Origin of the sequence: Tardiphaga sp. OK245, assembly GCF_900108575.1 — a bacterium.
GTDB lineage: Bacteria > Pseudomonadota > Alphaproteobacteria > Rhizobiales > Xanthobacteraceae > Tardiphaga > Tardiphaga robiniae.
The window spans coordinates 832,866-853,001 of sequence record NZ_FNWZ01000001.1 but is presented as its reverse complement, the minus strand read 5'-3'; the positions used below and the strand labels follow the sequence as shown (position 1 = coordinate 853,001).

General features: G+C 62.2%; 20 protein-coding genes. 10 read left to right on the top strand and 10 right to left on the bottom strand.

From position 1 onward, the window contains the following. The first annotated feature begins 60 nt into the window (after positions 1–60). Both BLW80_RS03885 and BLW80_RS03880 read left to right on the top strand, forming a co-directional pair. Entirely contained in the window at positions 61–1,686 is a 1,626-nt protein-coding gene (locus tag BLW80_RS03885; protein WP_349633086.1) for a glycosyltransferase family 39 protein, read from the top strand. A 142-nt stretch (positions 1,687–1,828) separates the two neighbouring features. Beyond that, complete coding sequence (locus BLW80_RS03880) at positions 1,829–2,284, top strand: GatB/YqeY domain-containing protein (RefSeq protein WP_093756874.1); 456 nt, start codon at positions 1,829–1,831, stop codon at positions 2,282–2,284. Between the two features lie 109 nt (positions 2,285–2,393). Here BLW80_RS03880 and BLW80_RS03875 read toward each other — a convergent pair whose 3' ends face one another. Then, on the bottom strand, positions 2,394–2,744 hold the full coding sequence (locus tag BLW80_RS03875; protein WP_093756873.1) for an endonuclease domain-containing protein: 351 nt from the start codon (positions 2,742–2,744) through the stop codon (positions 2,394–2,396). Between the two features lie 89 nt (positions 2,745–2,833). Then, positions 2,834–4,462 carry a fatty-acid--CoA ligase gene (locus BLW80_RS03870; RefSeq protein WP_093756872.1) on the bottom strand — a complete coding sequence of 543 codons (1,629 nt, stop codon included), beginning with the start codon at positions 4,460–4,462 and terminating at the stop codon, positions 2,834–2,836. An 86-nt stretch (positions 4,463–4,548) separates the two neighbouring features. Between BLW80_RS03870 and BLW80_RS03865 the strand changes: the two genes are divergently transcribed. Then, complete coding sequence (locus BLW80_RS03865; RefSeq protein WP_093756871.1) at positions 4,549–5,637, top strand: extensin family protein; 1,089 nt, start codon at positions 4,549–4,551, stop codon at positions 5,635–5,637. Positions 5,638–5,912: 275 nt separating this feature from the next. Here BLW80_RS03865 and BLW80_RS03860 read toward each other — a convergent pair whose 3' ends face one another. Then, positions 5,913–6,599, bottom strand: coding sequence for a L,D-transpeptidase (locus BLW80_RS03860; RefSeq protein ID WP_068734945.1), 687 nt, complete (start codon positions 6,597–6,599; stop codon positions 5,913–5,915). A 443-nt stretch (positions 6,600–7,042) separates the two neighbouring features. Between BLW80_RS03860 and BLW80_RS03855 the strand changes: the two genes are divergently transcribed. Further along, positions 7,043–8,023 (top strand): magnesium transporter CorA family protein, encoded by a 981-nt coding sequence (locus BLW80_RS03855; protein WP_089265493.1) that lies wholly within the window; start codon positions 7,043–7,045, stop codon positions 8,021–8,023. Between the two features lie 1,105 nt (positions 8,024–9,128). Here the strand turns inward: BLW80_RS03855 and BLW80_RS03845 are convergent. Together BLW80_RS03845 and pdxH are read right to left on the bottom strand one after the other, a co-directional pair. Continuing rightward, positions 9,129–9,848 carry an SDR family NAD(P)-dependent oxidoreductase gene (locus BLW80_RS03845; protein WP_089265492.1) on the bottom strand — a complete coding sequence of 240 codons (720 nt, stop codon included), beginning with the start codon at positions 9,846–9,848 and terminating at the stop codon, positions 9,129–9,131. A gap of 65 nt (positions 9,849–9,913) precedes the next feature. After that, the gene (pdxH, locus tag BLW80_RS03840) at positions 9,914–10,564 is read right to left on the bottom strand and encodes a pyridoxamine 5'-phosphate oxidase (RefSeq protein WP_093756870.1); all 651 of its coding nucleotides are present in this window, start codon (positions 10,562–10,564) and stop codon (positions 9,914–9,916) included. 122 nt (positions 10,565–10,686) lie between these two features. On the opposite strand from pdxH, the gene BLW80_RS03835 reads away from it, so the two are divergent. Next, positions 10,687–11,100, top strand: a complete 414-nt coding sequence (locus tag BLW80_RS03835) for an RT0821/Lpp0805 family surface protein (protein WP_089265490.1) — start codon at positions 10,687–10,689, stop codon at positions 11,098–11,100. Between the two features lie 140 nt (positions 11,101–11,240). Further along, positions 11,241–12,215: a DnaJ C-terminal domain-containing protein gene (locus BLW80_RS03830; protein WP_093756869.1), complete on the top strand. Its 975-nt coding sequence runs from the start codon at positions 11,241–11,243 to the stop codon at positions 12,213–12,215. A 26-nt stretch (positions 12,216–12,241) separates the two neighbouring features. On the opposite strand, the gene BLW80_RS03825 is transcribed toward BLW80_RS03830, so the two are convergent. Both BLW80_RS03825 and BLW80_RS03820 read right to left on the bottom strand, forming a co-directional pair. Next, a complete protein-coding gene (locus BLW80_RS03825) occupies positions 12,242–13,015 on the bottom strand; it encodes an anti-sigma factor family protein (RefSeq protein WP_093756868.1) in 774 nt (257 codons plus the stop codon). Between the two features lie 18 nt (positions 13,016–13,033). Beyond that, complete coding sequence (locus tag BLW80_RS03820) at positions 13,034–13,522, bottom strand: RNA polymerase sigma factor (protein WP_093756867.1); 489 nt, start codon at positions 13,520–13,522, stop codon at positions 13,034–13,036. A gap of 225 nt (positions 13,523–13,747) precedes the next feature. Between BLW80_RS03820 and fabI the strand changes: the two genes are divergently transcribed. From fabI to BLW80_RS03800, 4 genes are all read left to right on the top strand, one after another. Beyond that, on the top strand, positions 13,748–14,569 hold the full coding sequence (fabI, locus tag BLW80_RS03815) for an enoyl-ACP reductase FabI (protein ID WP_093756866.1): 822 nt from the start codon (positions 13,748–13,750) through the stop codon (positions 14,567–14,569). 11 nt (positions 14,570–14,580) lie between these two features. Next, a complete protein-coding gene (locus BLW80_RS03810; RefSeq protein WP_093756865.1) occupies positions 14,581–15,180 on the top strand; it encodes a histidine phosphatase family protein in 600 nt (199 codons plus the stop codon). Positions 15,181–15,255: 75 nt separating this feature from the next. Further along, positions 15,256–16,341 (top strand): chorismate synthase, encoded by a 1,086-nt coding sequence (gene aroC / locus BLW80_RS03805; protein WP_089265485.1) that lies wholly within the window; start codon positions 15,256–15,258, stop codon positions 16,339–16,341. A gap of 51 nt (positions 16,342–16,392) precedes the next feature. Next, positions 16,393–17,583 carry an adenylate/guanylate cyclase domain-containing protein gene (locus tag BLW80_RS03800; RefSeq protein WP_093757334.1) on the top strand — a complete coding sequence of 397 codons (1,191 nt, stop codon included), beginning with the start codon at positions 16,393–16,395 and terminating at the stop codon, positions 17,581–17,583. 2 nt (positions 17,584–17,585) lie between these two features. Here BLW80_RS03800 and BLW80_RS03795 read toward each other — a convergent pair whose 3' ends face one another. From BLW80_RS03795 to BLW80_RS03785, 3 genes are all read right to left on the bottom strand, one after another. Further along, the gene (locus BLW80_RS03795) at positions 17,586–18,341 is read right to left on the bottom strand and encodes a hypothetical protein (RefSeq protein WP_093757333.1); all 756 of its coding nucleotides are present in this window, start codon (positions 18,339–18,341) and stop codon (positions 17,586–17,588) included. A 90-nt stretch (positions 18,342–18,431) separates the two neighbouring features. After that, positions 18,432–18,737, bottom strand: coding sequence for an ATP-dependent Clp protease adapter ClpS (clpS, locus tag BLW80_RS03790; RefSeq protein WP_089265483.1), 306 nt, complete (start codon positions 18,735–18,737; stop codon positions 18,432–18,434). A gap of 48 nt (positions 18,738–18,785) precedes the next feature. Beyond that, positions 18,786–20,102: a tetratricopeptide repeat protein gene (locus BLW80_RS03785; protein WP_170849566.1), complete on the bottom strand. Its 1,317-nt coding sequence runs from the start codon at positions 20,100–20,102 to the stop codon at positions 18,786–18,788. Positions 20,103–20,136 lie beyond the last annotated feature (34 nt).

The window sequence follows — 20,136 nt, the reverse complement described above, 5'->3', positions numbered from 1 at the left end:
TTGCCGGAACTCACTTTCGCCGGTAGCAAGCTACGACTTCCCGTATTTCCGGATATTTCAGTGCAGTTGGACTATTTCGCCAAGATGGCCGCGCGCTCGGCCGTCGCGCCTGCGCGATGGCGCAGGCCTTTTCTGACCTTCCTCGATGGGATCGAGAAGGGCTGGACGATTCCTGTGCTGATCGTCGGCTTCGCGGGAATCTGGCTGCTGTTTCTGGTGATCGCCTATCAGAGCGGCGATCTACATGCGGATGCGCTGGAAACCTGGACGCTTGGGCGCGAATTCGCATGGGGTAATCCCAAACATCCGCCCTTGATGGGCTGGGTCGCGCGGCTGTGGACGCTGGTTTTCCCGCTGACCGACTGGTCGTTCCAGTTGCTGTCGATGACCAATGCCGCGGTGGCGCTCTGGGCCGTCGATCTGATTGCGCGCCGCTTCGTGCGCGGCGATTCGCGAGCCGTCGTGCTGCTGCTGCTGATGCTGCTTCCGGCCTATCAATTCCATGCCCAGCGCTTCAACGCGAACACGGTGCTGCTCGCGGTCTGGCCGCTGGCGACCTATTGCTTCCTGCGCTCCTTTGAAACGCGCGCTATCGGCTGGGCTGCCGCCGCCGGCGTCCTGTCCGCGCTGGCGATGCTCGGCAAATATTATTCGATCTTCCTGATCGCCAGCTTCGCGCTGGCAGCGATCGTGCATCCGCAGCGGGCGGTCTATTTCAGGTCCTGGGCACCGTGGGTCTCGACACTTGCCGGGCTCATTGCCCTTGGGCCGCACATCCATTGGCTCGTGACGACCGGTGCTGCGCCGTTCGCCTATGCCATACAGGTTCACGGCGGCATCGACTTTGGTCAGTCACTCATCGAAGCCAGCATGTTTTTGCTCGGTCTCGCGGCGACGCTGGCGCTGCCGGCCATTGTCTGGGTTTTATCGGCCGAGCTGCGCCTGAAGTACTTTTCAGCCGATTTCCGTACCATGGATCCGGGGTTGTTGCTGCTGTTCTGGGTGTTCATCGGCACCGTGCTGCTGCCTGTTATGACAACCGTCACGCTTGGCACCGACATGCCTTCGCTATGGGCGCTCCAGGGTTTGTTCCTGCCTGCCGTTTTGATCGTTTGCGGCGCCCGCTTCACGCTCGAACGCCTGTATGTGGTCAATATGGTGGTGTTCGTCGCCGGCATCGCCATCATCGCAACCATTGTGGCTGCTCCGATCCATGCGATTTACCGCAACAGCATCAATCCTAACGAGCGGACTTACTATCGGCTGGCCGCTCAAGAGCTGACTGACCGGTGGCACCAGATGACAGGCCGGCCGATACCACGGATCAGTGGCGACGACGGGCTGGCATTCGCGACGGCCTTTTACAGCCCTGACCATCCCGTCTACAGCCGCCCGTTCCAGTTCCAGTACACTTGGGGCATGCCGCGCGCGACGACGCTGCAGAAGGGGTGGGCTTCGATGTGCTTTGCGACAGATAGCGATTGCCTGATGTGGATGGGCAAGGTCGCGATGCTCGAGCCGCGGCACGTCAGGTTTGATTTCGAGGTTCAGCCCCGGCTATGGGGCCAGGCCGGTATTCCGGCCACCATATCGGCGTTGATGGTTCTGCCGTACGTCGCTGGGGCCAATGCGCCCGGGCCGCTGTCCGCAGGCGTGGAGGATTTCAGCTCCAGCCATCGGCAATAGGTTTGGGCAGTAGGTTCGGGCAACAGCTCCGGGCGACGTCCCCGAGAATTGGCGGGTGCAGTTGTGCATACCCCTTAAAACGCTTAGATCGGGGCCAACCGAGTTCCGGCGCTGCGATTGGCGGCCGCAAGAGGAGACGCAGATGCTGCGCGATGATATCAACAACGCCGTCAAGGACGCCATGCGGGCCAAGGACGAGCGCAAGCTTTCGACGCTGCGCATGGTCAATTCGACCATCAAGAATGCCGATATCGAGGCGCGCGGCCAGAGCAAGCCGCCGCTGTCGGACGCCGACCTGTTGAGCCTACTGCAGAAGATGATCAAGCAGCGCCAGGAATCCGTCGAGCTCTATGACAAGGGCGGCCGCGCCGAACTCGCGGCCCAGGAGCGCGAGGAAATCGCGATCATCTCCGCCTATCTGCCGCAGCAGATGTCGGAGGACGAGACCAAGTCCGCCATCGCAGCCGAGATCGCAGCGACGGGTGCGGCCGGCATGAAAGACATGGGCAAGGTGATCGCCGCGCTGAAAGCGAAATATGCCGGCCAGATGGACTTCGGCAAGGCCAGCGGTCTGGTCAAGGCTGCGCTCAACGGCTGAGGCTCTCTTTAACCTCTCCCCGCCCTTTGCGGGGAGAGGTCGCGCGCACCTGGCGCGCGGGTGAGGGGCCAAGCACGCTGCTTCAACGCACGCAATCTATCGGTTCGGATCAATCCGAGGTCTTGCGCAATTCCTCATCGATGAGCGACAGCACGCCTTCGATATTTGACAGCACATCGTTGTTCCAGAAGCGAAGCACGCAATAACCTTGCTCGCGCAGATATCGATCGCGCATGGCGTCCCGTTGCGACTCCAGATGCTGCCCGCCATCGACCTCGATAACGATCATCTTCTCCCGACAAACGAAGTCGCAGATATATCGCCCGATCGGCTCTTGGCGAATAAATTTGCAGCCGGCAATCTGCCTGTTGCGCAGACGATTCCACAGTTTCGTTTCGGCGTCGGTGGAGTTGGCGCGTAATTCGCGCGATCTGTTGGCAATGCGAATGTGGCCACGCATGTGCCATGCCCCTCACCCGACCGGCTTCGCCGGTCGACCTCTCCCCGCGAAGGGCGGGGAGAGGTTAGGAACGCTGTCGCTCTTGTCAGCTAAGCCGCCGCCGTCGGCAGGCTATACGTCTTGAACTGATCGCGCAGGGCGGTCTTCAGGATCTTGCCGGTGGCCGTGTGCGGGATCGCATCGACGAACACCACATCGTCCGGCATCCACCACTTGGCGATCTTGCCATCCATATATTTCAGGATGTCTTCGCGCGTGGCGGTTTGATCCTGCTTCAGTTGTACGATCAGCAGCGGGCGCTCGTCCCACTTCGGATGATAGACGCCGATGACGGCGGCTTCCGCCACCTGCGGATGACCGACGGCAAGGTTTTCCAGATCGATCGACGAGATCCATTCGCCGCCGGACTTGATGACGTCCTTGGAGCGGTCGGTGATCCGCATATAGCCATGGGCGTCGATGGTCGCGACGTCGCCGGTGTCGAAATAGCCTTCCTCGTCGAGGATCTCGTCCTCGACGCGGAAATAAGCTGATGATACTGACGGGCCGCGCACCTTGAGACGGCCGAAGGTCTTGCCGTCCCATGGCAGGTTCTTGCCGGCGTCGTCGGTGATCTTCATCTGGACGCCGAACGGCGGATAGCCCTGGGTCTGCAGGATATCCAGCCGCTCGTCGCCTTCGAGCTGGTCGAACGGCGGCTTCAACGCGGCCAGCGTGCCGATCGGGCTCATTTCGGTCATGCCCCAGGCATGACGTGCACCGATGCCCATATCGACGAACGCCTTGATCATCGAGCGCGGCATCGCCGATCCGCCGCATACCACCATGCGCAGGTCGGGCAGTTTCAGATTGTTCTGCGACATGTAGTTGAGCAGCATCAGCCATACCGTCGGCACGCCCGCGGTATGCGTCACCCTCTCGGTGGAGAGCAATTCGTAGATCGAAGCGCCGTCCATCTTGGCGCCTGGCAGCACGAGCTTGGTGCCCATCGACGGCGCGGAGAACGCGATGCCCCAGCTATTGGCATGGAACAGCGGGACCACCGGCAGCATGGTGTCGGCGGCATTGGCGCCGAGCGAGTCACCGGTATTGGCCATCAGCGCGTGCATCACGTTGGAGCGGTGAGAATACAGCACGCCCTTCGGATCGCCTGTTGTTCCCGATGTGTAGCACATCGCCGCTGCGGTGTTCTCGTCGAACTCCTTCCATTTGAAGTTGCCGTCGACCTCAGCGATCCAGTCCTCATAGGCCACGGCGTTTTTCAGCGTGGTCTGCGGCATGTGTGCCTTGTCGGTGTAGATGATGTAGCGCTCTACTGATGGCAGCTGGTCGGCGAGTTTCTCGAGGATCGGGACGAAGGTGAGGTCGGTCATCACGATGCGATCTTGCGCATGGTTGATGATCCACGCGATCTGATCCGGGAATAGACGTGGATTGACGGTGTGGCAGATGGCGCCGATGCCCATGATGCCGTACCACGTTTCCAGGTGCCGCCACGTGTTCCACGCGATGGTGGCGACGCGGTCGCCCATCTTGATGCCCTCGCGGTCGAGACGCTGTGCGACCTTCAGGGCACGGGTACGAATTTCGGCGTAATTGGTGCGGTGGATGGGACCTTCGACTGATCTGGTCACGACCTCGCGCTCGCCGTGGACTTGGGCCGCATGATCGATGATCCGATGACACAGCAAAGGCCAGTCTTGCATCAAGCCACGCATTTGATCGTTCCTCCGTCTTGTGATTGGCGTGCCGGCTCCCCGATCGTTGCCGGGGAACTTCGACCCTTCTTGCTTTAGGTCTTGGCATGAAGTTTAGCGCGGGGAAAGCGGCCCGGAAATGGACTTTTGGCCTATCCGGCTGCGACCAAAGGACAATTGGGGTGGTTCTGGCGTTGCTGCTGGTTGCCGCGCCGGCGCAGGCCTATCTGACGACATCGCGTGTGCCGCTGCCAAAGCCCCGCCCGGCAGAGGCGCCGGCGATCGAGCCGGCGCAAAATCCCGGTGAGGAGCCTGCGAGATCGCAGCAACCCGCTGAGCCTGAGAAGCCTGCTGCGGAAGCGCGTCCGCCGGAGCCGCCGCCGCCTTCAGCCTGCCGCTTGGCGCTTACCGATGCCATCGCTGTTGCGCCGAGTATTCCCGACATCAAGGGGCCGGGCGCCTGCGGCGGACCCGACATGGTGCGGCTGGAAGCGGTTGTGCTGCCGGACAAGACGCGCGTGCCGCTGAAGCCGGCAGGAACGATGCGCTGCGCCATGGCAACGGCGGTGGCCGAATGGATTCGCGCCGACATGGCACCGCTCGCGACCAACCTCGGCACCAAGCTTCTTGAGCTCGATAATTTCGACTCCTTCGATTGCCGTGGTCGCAACCGTGTCGTCGGGGCGAAACTGTCAGAGCATGGCCGCGCCAATGCGCTGGATGTGCGCGGGCTGAAACTCGCCAATGGCCGCTCGATCGCGCTCACCGAGCGCAACACGCCGCGTGAGCAGCGCGAGGCCGTGCTGCATTCGGTCTGTACGCGGTTCACCACCGTGCTGGGGCCGGGCTCCGACGGCTACCACGAGGATCATATCCATCTCGATATCGCCGAGCGGCGCGGCAACTACCGGATCTGCCAGTGGGACGTCTGGGACGAGTGGCCGCGCATCGCACCGCTGATGCCGGCCGTGCGTCCGGACGAAGCACCGCCGCGCGAAGTGGCCGAGGGCAAGCCGGGCGAGAAGACGCCGGAGGCGGCGAAGCCCGCAGAGCCTCCAGCCGCTCAGCCTGCCGCTGAAGCCGAGCCGGAGCCCGAAGCAGAAGCCGCGCCTCCACAAGAACAGCCCAAGCCGAAGCCAAAACCCAAGCCGAAGAAGCGTCGCGCGCCGCCATCGCCGTTCAGCTTTTTGCGGTGATTTGAAAAGGAGTGGGGGAGCAGGCGTGAGGTTGCAATCGCCTCTCAGCTGTCATCCCCGCGAAGGCGGGGATCCATAACCACGGTTGGCGTGGTTGAGGCGACGGCATTGCCGCATCTACAGCGCTTCAAAAGTTCTTCGGAGTGTATGGATCCCCGCCTTCGCGGGGATGACATCGGTGTTTGAGGTGAATGCTGAGCACCCAACCATCCCACCCATCAACAGAAAAAGCGCCGGCAAAACCGGCGCTTTTTCTAACGTCATAAAATCTCAGCTCAGTACGGCGTTCCGCCGCCGCCCTGCAGGGCCAGCTTGGAATTATACGGCGAGTCGCCGGCCTTCGGCTCGAGCACGACGACCACAGCGCCGGGCTTGACGCGGCTATAGAGGTCGATGACGTCTTCGTTGGTCATGCGGATGCAGCCCGACGAGATCGAGGCGCCGATATATTCCGGCTGATTGGTGCCGTGAATGCGGAACAGCGTGTCCTTGTTGCCCTGATAGAGATAGAGGGCGCGGGCACCGAGCGGATTATCGACGCCGCCGGGCACCTGGGCCGGCAGGCCTTCGATGCGGGCGTGAATGTCCTTGGTCGGGGTCCACTTCGGCCATTCGGCCATGTTGCCGACGCGCGCGACGCCCGAGAAGGCCAGCGCTTCTTCGCCGACGGTCACGCCATAGCGGATCGCCTTGCCGCCGTCCTGGACGAAATAGAGATAGTGGTTGTCGGAATCGACCACGATCGAGCCGGGCGCTTCCTTGCGGTGGAAGTCGACGATGGCGCGGCGGAACGGCTCGGCGACGGCAACCTTGGCGTAACGTGCCTTGGCGAGCTGTGCCTTGTCATTCGGCTTGAGGCTGGCTTCCGGGGCGGCCTGGAATTGCGTTGCGGTCTGCATGCAGCCCGACAGCATCAGGCCGGCGGCGACAATCAATCCAAGCTTAATCTTGAGCGGCGACATGTCATTGTTCCAATTGCGTGAGGTCCGAATTCAGACAGGCTGGTGCAAGGAAACGCACCCAAAATAGCCTGCGAACGCCACGATTCCGTTAAAGCTACTATCGCTGAAATCCGCTGCAATTCCAGCGGTTAGATGCGCTGCGCATCATGCAGCGCACAACCTGTGTCATATTTGCCGCAGAATTTTCGACCCTCCGGCCAAATCCTGTGCAGAACCGCAACGCCTCGCGAAGCCGTGATGCGCGCGTGACAATTTTGTCAGATCGAGACCATGGAACGCGCGATCTTGCGGGAAAAATTCCCCGGGTTCGGGTGGGGTTGGCGCGCCGCACAAAGGCTGTCATGACGGCTGCATCCGCATCGGTCATGGTCGGTCGCCCCTGCCGATTCTGTCCGGATCGTCCGTATTGCAGTGTCCCGCCTTTTCAATGTCCCGGAGTTGCCATGCTCGCTGTCTTCACCCCTGCCGACCACGCCTTGAGAAAATCCGAGCCAACCGATCTCGAAGCGTTGCCGGACAATGCGGTGTGGATCGACATGGTGAAGCCGTCGCCAGCCGAAGACAAGGCGGTGGAGAAACTGGCGGGGGTGGAAATTCCGACCCGCGAAGACATGCAGGAGATCGAAATCTCCAGCCGTCTCTATATCGAGAACGGCGCCCGCTATATGACCGCGAGCTTGATGTGCGGCTCCGACACGGAGTCGCCGCGGATCACGGCGGTAACTTTCATCCTCACCCGGCAACGGCTGGTGACGGTGCGCTACGACACACCGCGTCCGTTCGCGTCCGTCGAACTGAAGCTTGGCCGCAACGCGCCGCCCGGCGCCAATGGTGAAACCATTCTGCTCGAACTGCTCGACGCGGTGATCGATCGGTGCGCCGACATTCTCGAACGCGTCGGCGCCGACGTCGATCAGGTCAGCCACGACATCTTCGAGCCGGATGAGTCGCTGCGGACCGGCCATGCCAAGCGTTATTCCGAAATTCTGATCACCATCGGTCGCAAGGGCGACCTGACCTCGAAAGTACGTGAAAGCCTCGTCTCGATCGGCCGCGTCGTCACCTTCATCACGGCGGAAGCCGAAGGCGTGAAGTGGTCGAAGGACATGCGCGCGCAGCTCAAGACCATGCAGCGCGACGTGGTGTCCCTGACCGATCACGCCTCCTATCTGTCGAACAAGATCACCTTCACGCTCGATGCGATGCTCGGTGTCGTCAATCTCGAACAGAACAACATCATCAAGCTGTTCTCGGTCATGGCCGTCGTGCTGATGCCGCCGACATTGATCGCCTCGGTCTATGGCATGAATTTCAAGGCGATGCCGGAACTGCAATGGGATGTCGGTTACCCCATGGCGCTGATCATGATGCTGTTCGCCGCGGTGCTGCCTTACATGTTCTTCAAGTGGAAGAAGTGGCTGTAGGGCACGTAGGGCGGCACTAACCTCTCATTTGTCATTCCGGGATGCGTCACGCCGGCGAAGCCGGTGGGGTGCAGGCCCGGAATCCATAAGTTCGATCGTGGTTATGGATTCCGGGTTCGCGCAAGGGCGCGCCCCGGAATGACAAATGAGGGATAGCAGCGCCCAAACATTTTTTCCTGCATCCCTTGACAATATACCTATAAGGATTATCCTCCGCGCATCCCGTTCGCGAGGGGCGCTTCATGAGGCGTCTTGAAGTGGGACAGGATGCGGCGCCTGCGGGTGTGGGGTGACGTACCCTGCGCACTCGGGAGGCCTTGGGTCACCGTCCGACCCCACTACGGGGGTCTGCCACTCATGCTGGCTGGACGTGGCATTGGTGAACGGCGGGAAACCGTCGGGATCAGCGGAGTGCGGAGCTCTGCGCCTTTGCCCGGAAGAACGGTCCCGGGGACAGAAATCGCCGCGGTGGCGCGCCTGATGGCGTTGCGCGGTTGCAGCTTGCCGGCGTTCCGGCGGAGCGGATCGCGAAAATTACCACCATTTCGCGTCGTCGGGCGCGCTGCCACCCCTCATGTTTCAGGAGGGGACACCGCTTAGACAACCCCGAGCATGCGCTCGCGGGATCATAAAGGCGCGGGTGTCTGAATCTTTTTCCAACTATCAAAACGCATTCATGATGCGTGTTCGAAAAGCCCAATGATCATAGGCTTCGCGCGATTCCCGCCACAATTTATCCGGTAAAATTCGAGCGTTCCGCTGAACGGTTGCGCTAATGGTTGCTGTCATAACGCTGTCAGAAGCGATGAGGACAGCAATGGTTGACAAAACAGAAACATCGGGACGGAACGTCGTCGATCTCAGGTCCTATCAACAGGCGCGCATGGCCAACGGTCGGGCGCAGGCGATGTCTGCGCGTACCTGCCGGCATTGTGGTGCCGGGTTGATGGACGGCGAATCCGAAGACGATTGTTCCAGCGCGGGGATCAGCGCGGCTGCGCCGATGCCGCGGAAATTTTACGCGGACTAGAAAATCCCGCGCTTTTCGAGGAGCGCCAGAATGGCGCGGTCCTCAGCATGACTATTCCCCACCCGTTACCGCTGATCAGACGTGCTGGCCGCCATTGATGTGGATCTCGGCGCCGTTCACGTATGAACTCGTTTCCGTACACAGCACATAGATGATCTTGGCGACTTCGTCGGGCGTGCCGAGCCGATGCAGCGGGATCTGCTGATCGACGATGGTCTGCGTGCCCGGCGAGAGGATCGAGGTGTCGATCTCGCCCGGCGCGATAGCGTTGACGCGGATGCCGAGGCGGCCGAAATCCGACGCCATTTCGCGGGTCAGCGACGCCAGCGCCGCTTTCGATGTGGCATAGGCCGCACCGGCAAACGGATGCACGCGCGAGCCGGCGATCGAGGTAACATTCACCACCGAGCCCTTCGCAGCCTTCAACTGTTCGATCAGCCCGCGCGCCATCATGATCGGCGCGAAAAAATTGACGTTGAAGACGTGGCTCCAGGTTGCGACGTCGGTGTCGATGGAGCCCATCCGCGCGCCGCCTTCGGCCTTGGGTGAGATCGCGGCATTGTTCACCAGCGCATGCAGCGCGCCGCCGTTCAGCCGTTCCTTGATGTCGTCGATGGCGCGGACGGTGTCGTCATGGTCGGCGAGGTCGACCTGGATGTGATCTTCGGGGCCGGCATCCCATGGGCAGACTTCCGGAAACGGATGCCGCGAACAGGTCAGCACACGCCAGCCGGCGCTTGAAAAGCGCATCACGGTGGCATGACCGATGCCGCGGCTTGCGCCGGTGAGCAGCATGGTGCGCTTGGGCGCGTTCGATCCTGGATGGCTCACGGGTCTGGTTCTCGTCTCGTTGTCGGCGTTCACGGATACAGTCTCACCTTGGTCCAGGACGTATCTGGTGCCGCGGTGTCGCGGCGGAATTCGATGCGGTCGTGCAGGCGATACGGGCGGTCGTGCCAGAACTCGAACCGCTGTGGCGTAATGCGCCATCCGCTCCAGCCTGGCGGACGTGGCACGCTGCCGATCAGGTGCTTGGCGCTTTCCTTGGCGATGGCCTGTTCAAAGGCAAAACGGCTTTCCAGCGGCTGCGACTGCTTGCTCGCCCAGGCGCCGATCTGCGCCTGTTTCGGACGGGTTGCGAAATACTCGTCGGCCTCGGCATCGGTCACGCGGGTGACGGGACCGCGAATGCGGACCTGCCGGCGCAGCGACTTCCAGTGAAACAGCAAGGCAGCCTTGGGATTGGCGGCAAGCTCCTGGCCCTTCTGGCTGGCGATGTGGCTGTAGAACACGAAGCCGTCGGTGTCGTAGCCCTTCATCAGCACCATGCGGACATCCGGCAGGCCGTCGGCGTCGACGGTGGCCAGCGCCATCGCGTTCGGATCGTTGGGCTCGGACGCCTTCGCCTCGGTAAACCACTCGGAAAACAGCGCAAATGGTTCCGCAGCGGCCGTAAAATCACCTGACGTTAACGGAGTTGAGTCTTTGATGGGGGAGGTCGTGTCGGTCATGTCCGGAGTTCCGCTTGCGTTGGCCTGTTGTAGAGAGCTCGCTGCTGCCCCTGCATAGGCAAGACCTATATAGGATACGGCAACGCATTGGCCTATCGGCCATCTGCCCGCTCGGTGCGGCTTTGACAGCAATTCTTATCGGCAGCACCCTCGGTGGTTGCAGTATGGGCCGAAACGAGTCCGCGCTGGCCAGGATGGAGGGCGGCGATGTCACCGGTTCGATTTCGCCGGCATCCGTCCAGGCCACCAATTACGAGCCTACCGAAGCCGATCTGGTCCTGACGCGTACGGCGGCCTCGGATGTGCTCACCAAGGGCAGCAAGGATTCCAGCCAGCCGTGGGAAAACCCGTCGACCGGCGCGCGCGGATCGGTAACGCCTCTGTCCAGTGCCTATGTCGCGGAAGGTCGCACCTGCAGGGATTTTCTGGCCAGCTATGTCAACGGCACCAGCGAAAGCTGGATGCAAGGTGCGGCCTGTAAGGGTGACCGCGGCAGCTGGGACGTGCATACGCTGAAGCCGTGGAAACGGAGCTAGTTTTCACCGGCGGGCCGCTTGCGGCCGAGTTGCAAAAATGACACGAAGTCACCAGATGAAGAAGCAGGCGGGCCCTGGCCCGCAAACCCAACATGCGGGCCGATTGCCCGCCTTTTAGTTACCTGAAGGAGAGACGACGGATGCGCGACCCCTATGAGGTCTTGGGGGTGCAGCGGGGCGCCAGCGCTGCGGCGATCAAGAGTGCCTATCGCAAGCTCGCCAAGAAGCATCATCCCGACAGCAACAAGGACGATCCGAAAGCCGCCGACCGGTTTTCGGAATTGAATGCGGCCAATGAGATCATCGGCGACGAGGACAAGCGCAAGCAGTTCGACCGCGGCGAGATCGATGCCGAGGGTAAAGCACGCTTCCAGGGATTTCCGGGCGGCGGCCGCGCTGGCGCGTCGCAGCGCGGCTTCGAGCATGCTTTCCGCGGCGGTCCCGGTGCGCAGCAGGGCTTTCCCGGCGGTGCCGGTGGCGGTTTCGAGGATATCCTCAACAGCATGTTCGGTGGCGCCAGCCCGCGCGGCGCGCGGCCGGGCGCGCAGGGCTTTGAGTTCGATACCGGTGGCTATGCCGGCGGGATGCCCGATCTGGATTTGAACGTTGCCATGACGGTGACGCTGGAAGAATCCGTGAAGGGCGCCGAGAAGCGCGTGCGTCTGCCATCCGGCAAGGAATTGAACGTCAAGATACCGGCCGGCGTCACGTCGGGCCAGCAGATCCGGCTCCGCGGGCAGGGCGAAAGCGCGCCAGGACATCGTCCCGGCGATCTGATGATCACCGTCACCATCGCTCCCCACGCCCACTTCAAGGTGGATGGCAACGACCTGCGCGTCGATCTGCCGATCACGCTCTACGAAGCCGTGCTGGGGGCCAAGGTGCGCGCGCCGACACTCACCGGCGCCGTGGAGCTTTCAATTCCGAAGAACACGTCGAGCGGACGGGTGTTTCGCCTGAAGGGCAAGGGCCTGCCGCTGGCCGGAGGCGCCGCGGGCGATCTCTACTTCACCACCAGGATCATGCTGCCGGACGGCAACGATGCCGAGCTGGAAGCCCTGATGGAGAAGTGGCGCGACGGGCACCCGTATCATCCGCGGAGTGATCTGGGGTGAGGCGAGCAGCGATCAGCTCGCTGTCCTCATCCCCCGACCTTCTCCGTCTGGTCATAGATCTGGCGCGCGACCTGGTTGAGCCGGTCTTTGTCGGTCGGGCCTGACACGACATAGCCGACGCCCTTGTCAGCCCAGAACATGGCGCCGTCCTTGTCCTGCGCGGCATAGCGCATCTGGGTGGCGTCGGCTTTCGCCGCACGCGAAGTGTAGAGCGTGTAGCGTTCGCCCGACGGGCTCTCATACATGAAGAAGGCCGCAGGCGCTTCGGGGCCGGGCAGCAAGCGTCCGCCGACCAGCTTCAATCCGGCCGCATCGAGTTCGGGCGCCCTGATCTCGTAGCCGACGCGCTTCGACAGCCACTGCTGCAGGTGTGCACGTTCATTGGCTGCGACTTCGACCGGATGACGGACTTCGACCACATAGGTCCGGTGCGCACCGAGCGCGTCCACCGTGAAACTCCGGAATATCGACGGCGTGGTCGCTGCGCCGCGTGCGACCCAGCCCGCGCTGCCACCTGCAACGAAGGCGACGAGCGTTGCGGCGACGGCGCCGTAGATCCAGCGCCGCGGCTGCTGAACCAGTCGCTCGATTTCCAGCCGCTGCGGCACGGCTTCGTCGGCAATCGCATCGTAGCGGGCATGCAGCAACTCGGCCATTGCGCGCCATGATGCGACGCGCTCGGCATCGTCAGGATGTGTCGCGAGCCAGGCCTCGACATCTGTGCGGCGCTCGGCCGGCAATTCATTATCGACGAAGGCGTGCAATTCGTCTTCGGTCACGGGAATGTTCGGTCCGGTCATTATCATCTTCCCTTTAAATCATTTGACCGCGCGCAGCGCCGGGCGCTCGCCGTCGAGATAGGCTTTGACATGGGCGCGGGCGCGGGCGAGGCGCGACATCACGGTGCCGATCGGCACACCCTGAATGTCGGCGACTTCGCGGTAGCTCAGGCCCTCGAGCATCACGAGCAGCAGCACCGAGCGCTGCTCTTCGACGAGGGCGGCAAGGGCGCGCGCGATATCGCGCCCTTCGGCTTCGGTCCCGCTGGCATCCGGATTGTTGTCGAACAGCTCGGTGAAGACCGGTTTGCGTGCCAGCGACCGCCGGCGGTTGCGGTTCAGATTGGTCAGGATCGTATAGAGCCAGCTTCTGAGGTCACCGCCGATGAACAACTTCTCCGAGCGCAGCGCGCGCACCAGCGTGTCCTGCACCAGGTCGTCGGCAATGTCGGTGTCACGCGCCAGCGCCCGCGCATAACGGCGCAGCGCCGGAATCATGCTCTCAACGCTCTCGCGAAAGGCGCTCATGGGGCTCGTGCCATCCGTTGCAATCCTGACGGTATCTTGGGCGGTCCGCAATTGCGCCGCATCTATCATAACACCTTGGCGGACCGTCTATTCCGGCGTTAAGCCCGGACGGTAAACAGCCACATAACCGGGCTTTTGGGCTGTACCGGACGCAAGTGCTGGTGTACCCCCAAGGCCAGATCGGCATGGACTGCCAAGTTATCAGCCAAGCAAATAGGATGTGATATGAGTGAAGTTTCAGGCCTGATGAAGGGCAAGCGCGGTGTCATTCTGGGCGTCGCCAACAACCGCTCCATCGCCTGGGGCATCGCCAAGGCGTGCCAGGCGCAGGGCGCCGAGATCGCGCTGACCTATCAGGGCGATGCGCTGAAGAAGCGCGTGGAGCCGCTGGCGGCGGAACTGGGCGCGCTCGTGCTTGGTCATTGCGACGTCACGGATGCCGCGACCATCGATGCGGTGTTCGACGAGCTCAAGGCGAAGTGGGGCAAGATCGACTTCGTCGTCCATGCCATTGCGTTTTCCGACAAGAACGAGCTCGAGGGCCGCTATGTCGACACCACGGCGGAGAACTTCAGCAAGAGCATGCTCATCTCCTGCTATTCGCTGACCGCGGTTGCGCAGCGCGCCGAGAAACTAATGACCGACGGTGGTTCGATCATCACGCTGACTTATTACGGCGCCGAGAAGTGGATGCCGAACTACAACGTGATGGGCGTCGCCAAGGCCGCGCTCGAAGCCAGCGTGCGCTATCTGGCGGCTGACCTGGGCGAGAAGGGCATCCGCGTCAATGCGATCTCCGCCGGCCCGATCAAGACGCTGGCCTTCGCAGGGATTGCCGACTCCCGCTATCTGCTGAAATACAACGAGGTCAATGCGCCGCTGCGCAAGAACGTCTCGATCGACGAAGTCGGCCAGAGCTCGATGTATTTCCTGTCTGACCTGTCCTCTGGCGTCACCGGCGAAGTGCATCACGTCGATGCTGGCTATCACGTGCTCGGCACCAAGGTGCCGGATGCACCGGATATCTCGATGGGCGGCAAGGACTGATCGCTTAGTCCATGCCGAAACCAACGATCTATTATATTCGCCACGGTCAGACCGAATGGAATGCCGCCGGTCGCTTTCAGGGCTCGAAGGACATTCCGCTCAACGATCTCGGTCGTGAGCAGGCGGCGCATGCTGGTGGTGTCCTTAAAGATCTGCTGGCGCGCGACGGGCGCACCAACGGCGATGTCGCATTCGTCTCCAGTCCGCTCGGCCGCGCGCGCAACACCATGGAACTGGTGCGCGGCAAGCTCGATCTGCCGCATGACGACTACGGCCTCGACGATCGTCTGCGTGAGATCGGCTTCGGCCACTGGGAAGGCTTTACGCTGGCCGAGCAGGAAGCCGCACATCCCGAGATCTTTGCGGCGCGCCTGCGCGACAAATGGAGCCTGCCGGCGCCGGGCGGCGAGAGCTACGCTGAGGTGCAACTCCGGATGCGCGAATGGGTTGACGGCCTGACGGGCGATACCGTTGCCGTTGCCCATGGCGGTACGGCGCGGGCGCTAATGGTGGCGCTGGGCTTTGAGACGCCGGACGGGGTCAGTGAGCTGCCGATCCAGCAGGGCGCGGTCTACGTGTTCAACGCCGACGGGATGGACAAGTTTAGTTAAGCATTGCGGCTGACCGGGCGATTTGACCCCTCGGACGGCCCGCGTTACGACATCTGCTCAAGCAGCGAGCGCCCCATGTCCCACAACACCTTCGGCCACATGTTCCGCGTCACGACCTTTGGCGAGAGCCACGGGGTGGCGATTGGCTGCGTGGTCGATGGCTGTCCGCCGCTGATTCCGCTGGATGTTGCCGAGATCCAGGCCGATCTCGATCGCCGCCGTCCCGGCCAGTCGCGCTTTACCACGCAGCGGCAGGAAGCTGACGCGGTCAAAATTCTGTCCGGGGTCATGGCGCATCCGGAAACCGGCGTGCAGGTCACGACGGGGACGCCGATCGCGCTGCTGATCGAGAACACCGACCAGCGCTCGAAGGACTATTCGGACATCAAAGACAAGTTTCGGCCGGGTCACGCCGACTTCACCTATGAAGCCAAATACGGGTTGCGCGACTATCGCGGCGGTGGCCGTTCATCGGCCCGCGAGACGGCGACGCGCGTGGCCGCTGGCGCCATCGCGCGCAAGATCGTGCCGGGCATGACGGTGCGCGCGGCGCTGGTGCAGATGGGACCGCACAAGATCGACCGCGGCAACTGGGATTGGGACGAGGTTGCCCGCAATCCATTCTTCTGTCCGGACAAGGACAAGGCTGCCTTCTTCGAAAGCTATCTCGACGGCATCCGGAAATCCGGCTCGTCGATCGGCGCGGTGATCGAAGTGGTCGCCGACGGCGTGCCCGCAGGTTTGGGCGCGCCCATTTACGCCAAGCTCGATGGCGATCTGGCAGCGGCGCTGATGAGCATCAATGCGGTGAAGGGCGTCGAGATCGGTGACGGTTTTGGCGCGGCGGAATTGTCCGGCGAGGACAATGCCGATGAGATGCGCATGACCAATCACGGCCCGTCATTTCTCTCAAACCATGCTGGCGGCATCCTCGGCGGCATTTCCACAGGCCAGCCGGTCGTGGCACGTTTTGCGGTGAAGCCGACCTCGTCGATCCTGTCGCCGCGCAAAACCGTCGATCGCAATGGCGCCGATACGGACATCCTGACCAAGGGTCGTCATGATCCCTGCGTCGGCATCCGCGCCGTGCCGGTGGCGGAAGCCATGGCCGCTTGTGTGCTCGCCGATCATTTCATTCGGCATCGCGGACAGGTCGGCTAGAGTAAGTGACTGACCGAAGCCCGCGTTCGCGCGAGTTTGAAAGTGCCAGCCGTGTTGCCCGACAAGCTCAGAGAGATCATCGACTGGCTCAGCGACGGTGCGCGATCCGCGCCGACGCCATCGCGCATGATGGCGGAATGTTGCGAACGGCTTGTTGCTGCGGGGCTGCCGCTGTACCGCGTGGGCATCTTCATCCGCACCCTGCATCCGGAAATCTTCGGCCGAAATTTCATCTGGCGTCCGGAGACCGGGGTGGTCCTCAGCTCGGTTGATTTCGACATTCAGGAGGCGCCTGAATTCCTCAGCAGTCCGCTTGCGCTGGTCTTCCGTGAAGGTGTCGAGGTCCGCAGCCGACTTCATGAGCCATCAACCACACCCTTTCCTTTTTTCGACGATATGCGCGCCGAAGGCGTTACCGACTATATCGCGATCCCGCTCACCTTCGTCGACAACATGCTCCACGCATCAAGCTGGACCACGAAGCAGCCTGGCGGTTTTACGGACGAGCAGCTTGCTGCCTTGAAAGCGGTGCTGCCGACATTGGCGCGGTTGATCGAGGTCATCGGCATACGACGAGTGACGGTGACACTGCTCGATACCTATGTGGGCAATCGCGCTGGCGGACGTATTCTCGGTGGTCAGATCCGACGCGGCCATACCGAGACCATGCGCGCAGCGATCTGGTTGTCGGATCTGCGCGGATTTACGGCGCTGTCGGACCGATTGCCGCCGGAAAGCGTCGTCGAGATTCTCAACCACTACTTCGATTGTCAGGTGCCTGCGATCCTCAAGCATGGCGGCGAAGTGCTCAAATTCATGGGCGATGGCCTGCTGGCCGTGTTTCCCATTGCCGAGGACGATGCGGATCGTTCCACGGTGTGCGGCCACGCGCTGGAGGCCGCGCGTGAAGCTAGCGCTGCCGTTGAAGCGCTGCGCTGGTCGGATGCGGCAGGTGCTGAAGAGCGCTTTCGCTTCGGTCTGGCACTGCATGTCGGCAAGGTACTTTACGGCAATATCGGTGGCGGCAACCGGCTCGATTTCACCTGTATCGGCCCGGCGGTGAACCTCGCCGCACGTCTGGAGAAGATCGCGGGCAGGCTGCACCGGACGGTGGTCGCGTCGACCGCTTTTGCTGATGTGACACGCGCCGACTGGGCCGATCTCGGTGAATTTCCCATCGCTGGCTTCGCCAAGGCCGAGCAGGTCTATGGATTGGGCGATGAAACCGCGGTCGCTGGCTGAGGTCAGTCGCCGCGCAGATGGGATTGCTTGAGGGCCGCGGTCAGGATCATCAGGGTCACCCAAAGCCGCAGCATCGCGAAGCCGAAGATAAAAACGAAGAAGATCAGGTTTCGGATGAAGGTGTTCGTCGTCGGCGCCTGCCCGTAGATCGCAATCGCGTTGCGAACGAGACCCTGGACAAAACCGAGGCCGAAATAGGCGGCGGTCAGGACCAGAAGGCCCACGCCGAGCCACGCGCTTCGCCTGGCGAATTCACGGCAAGCCGCGAAGAAACGAACCCTGTTGTCGTGGCGTTCGACGCCGACGATCATCAGCAAGATCAGCGTGGCGATGGAGGCATTCCAGATCTTTCCCGCCGCCGTCGGCTGATCGAACGCCATGCCATCGATGCCGCCCATGAAGTTCAGGTCCAGCGGCGAGATTCCGAGCGATACAGAGATCATGCTTGCTACAAGCATCAGCGCGCCGATACGCACCAAAATGCGCAGCGATAGTCGGAATTCATCCTCGAACGTCATCGCTCCGAGATGGGTCTCGCCGTCGGCAAGCTCGATCGACCGCCGTGCGGTCACCAGAAACGCGAGAAGAACGGCAACCGTGGCGACGAAGATGGCCGGCAAGGCGATAACGCCACCGCTGAACGCGATCACGCGCATTCCCGCTGCCAGCACGAGCCAAGGCAGGCATTCGATGAAGCGCAAAGGCCCGAACGACAATTCCGGCCGGGATACATATTGCTTGCGGAGTGCAATCGACATCTGGCGAGCTTGCCACATGCCGCCCAACCTCGGATTGAGCCGATCGTTAAATTTTTATCGTCTTGGTGGCCAAAGCAGAAGCGCCACGTCCTATTCTTCCGGCTCGGTCGTGAACAGAAGCGGATAGCCCTTGGCGCGGCCGGCATCTGTCGCGCGGGTCGCCTTGGTCTCGGCGACGTCACGGGTGAACACGGCGACGACGCAGACGCCGCGTTGATGCGCCGTCATCATTACCTTGGCGGCTTGATCCTCGGACATGCGAAATTCCGCCTTCAGCACCCGCACGACGAACTCCCGCGGCGTGAAGTCATCATTGACGAGGATAACCTTGTACAATTTCGGCCGCTCGACCTTCGGCTTGGTCTTAGTCTGCGGGGCGGTGACACTCTCGGGCATGCACACTCATCCGGACGATCGCGCTCTGGGGCGGCGACGCGACGATGATCACTCGGCCGGGCAATCCTTGAGGTGTCGCACGGCATCCTGATCGCCGCGCTGCACGGCCATTGGTTTCAGTTTACAGGCTCCGGGGACGTCGCGAAACTGCGGGTTCTGCGATAGTTTGAGATCGACCAATGCGGCAAGTGCGTCAGGCTCGCCAAGTTCCGCAGCCTGAATTGCCTCATACAGAACGATGTTGAGCGAAGAGATCTGAACCTGCGGATGGCCGGCCAGCAACCGCAGGGCCTTTAGCCGGGAGTCGTAATCCCAAACCCCGGCAGTGATCAGCAAGTCGATCCCCTTTGGCACGTCGCGTGGCACCAGCTTTCCATCGAGATAAAGCTCGCCGAGCAGGCCACTCGCGTTCGCTTGATGGCGGCGGCTTTGCAAGATCGATAATGCGCGCTTCGGATCGGCCGGGCCGCCTTCGCCATCGAGCAGCATCTGCGCCAGCTCGGTATCGCCTCCCAGATGATCGCGCACAGCCTCTTCAAATAGTTTGCGGGCGCGCACGGGATCGTTGGGACGCGTGGCTTCAGCCAGCGCCGCCTTGGCGCCAAACGAGCCGCCTTGGGCGAGACGTTCGAGTAAATCCCGGCCGAGGGTCTGCTCGTCCGGCTGCGGGGATCGCGCGAGAAGCCGGGCAAGCCTGATCTGCTGGTCCGCACGGGTGACGTTCTCCGGCAGCGGCAACCGAAGCGCGCGCTCGGTCCAGTATCGTTCGGCCGAGGGGTCCCGCTTTACGATGCCGCCACGGCCATAGAGGATGGCGAGCCTGTTTACCGCTGACGGGTTGTCCAGTTCGGCTGCCTTGATCAGCGCGTGCTGTGCCTCGTCGCGCGCAATCAGTTGCGGGCGATCAAGATGATAGTCCCATGAATTGTGCGACTCATAGATTGCGTAATTTGCCTCGCTATCGTTCCGGGCTGCGGCCTCGCGCAACAGTGCGACCGCCTCGGCGCGCCGTTCATGCGGCAGCGATTGAGCGAAGGCCACCTTGTTGCGGACATCGTCCGGAGCAGCAGCGAATGCTTCGCTGCAGGCGGTCTGGCGCATCCGGTAACGCAGCTTCTCTTGTTGCTCGGGGAGGTATTCGGTGGCGTTCCGCAAAAGACGGCGGCATTCGTTGGCTGCGTTGGCGCCGAACGGCTGAATAGGTTCGTCCTGTTCGGCGGCCCCTGTCTTGCGCTGTTCGGCAGGTGCTGAAACGAACAAAGCGATCGCTGCGCCGATGCAAGCGAGCAGTACGGCCAACACGATTGCGTGCCGCGCTGCGGGCTGGCGGCCACCGTTCATCGGCGCGTTCAAGGCGGCACTCATGTCGGCCATTCCGGTCGGCAATGGTGGATGTGGC

Coding starts and splice junctions, on each gene's coding strand:
- BLW80_RS03880 (WP_093756874.1), top strand. CDS start 1,829: ATGCTGCGCGATGATATCAACAACGCCGTCAAGGACGCCATGCGGGCC.
- BLW80_RS03875 (WP_093756873.1), bottom strand. CDS start 2,744: ATGCGTGGCCACATTCGCATTGCCAACAGATCGCGCGAATTACGCGCC.
- BLW80_RS03870 (WP_093756872.1), bottom strand. CDS start 4,462: ATGCGTGGCTTGATGCAAGACTGGCCTTTGCTGTGTCATCGGATCATC.
- BLW80_RS03865 (WP_093756871.1), top strand. CDS start 4,549: ATGAAGTTTAGCGCGGGGAAAGCGGCCCGGAAATGGACTTTTGGCCTA.
- BLW80_RS03860 (WP_068734945.1), bottom strand. CDS start 6,599: ATGTCGCCGCTCAAGATTAAGCTTGGATTGATTGTCGCCGCCGGCCTG.
- BLW80_RS03855 (WP_089265493.1), top strand. CDS start 7,043: ATGCTCGCTGTCTTCACCCCTGCCGACCACGCCTTGAGAAAATCCGAG.
- BLW80_RS03845 (WP_089265492.1), bottom strand. CDS start 9,848: ATGCTGCTCACCGGCGCAAGCCGCGGCATCGGTCATGCCACCGTGATG.
- pdxH (WP_093756870.1), bottom strand. CDS start 10,564: ATGACCGACACGACCTCCCCCATCAAAGACTCAACTCCGTTAACGTCA.
- BLW80_RS03830 (WP_093756869.1), top strand. CDS start 11,241: ATGCGCGACCCCTATGAGGTCTTGGGGGTGCAGCGGGGCGCCAGCGCT.
- BLW80_RS03825 (WP_093756868.1), bottom strand. CDS start 13,015: ATGACCGGACCGAACATTCCCGTGACCGAAGACGAATTGCACGCCTTC.
- BLW80_RS03820 (WP_093756867.1), bottom strand. CDS start 13,522: ATGAGCGCCTTTCGCGAGAGCGTTGAGAGCATGATTCCGGCGCTGCGC.
- fabI (WP_093756866.1), top strand. CDS start 13,748: ATGAGTGAAGTTTCAGGCCTGATGAAGGGCAAGCGCGGTGTCATTCTG.
- BLW80_RS03810 (WP_093756865.1), top strand. CDS start 14,581: ATGCCGAAACCAACGATCTATTATATTCGCCACGGTCAGACCGAATGG.
- aroC (WP_089265485.1), top strand. CDS start 15,256: ATGTCCCACAACACCTTCGGCCACATGTTCCGCGTCACGACCTTTGGC.
- BLW80_RS03795 (WP_093757333.1), bottom strand. CDS start 18,341: ATGTCGATTGCACTCCGCAAGCAATATGTATCCCGGCCGGAATTGTCG.
- clpS (WP_089265483.1), bottom strand. CDS start 18,737: ATGCCCGAGAGTGTCACCGCCCCGCAGACTAAGACCAAGCCGAAGGTC.
- BLW80_RS03785 (WP_170849566.1), bottom strand. CDS start 20,102: ATGAGTGCCGCCTTGAACGCGCCGATGAACGGTGGCCGCCAGCCCGCA.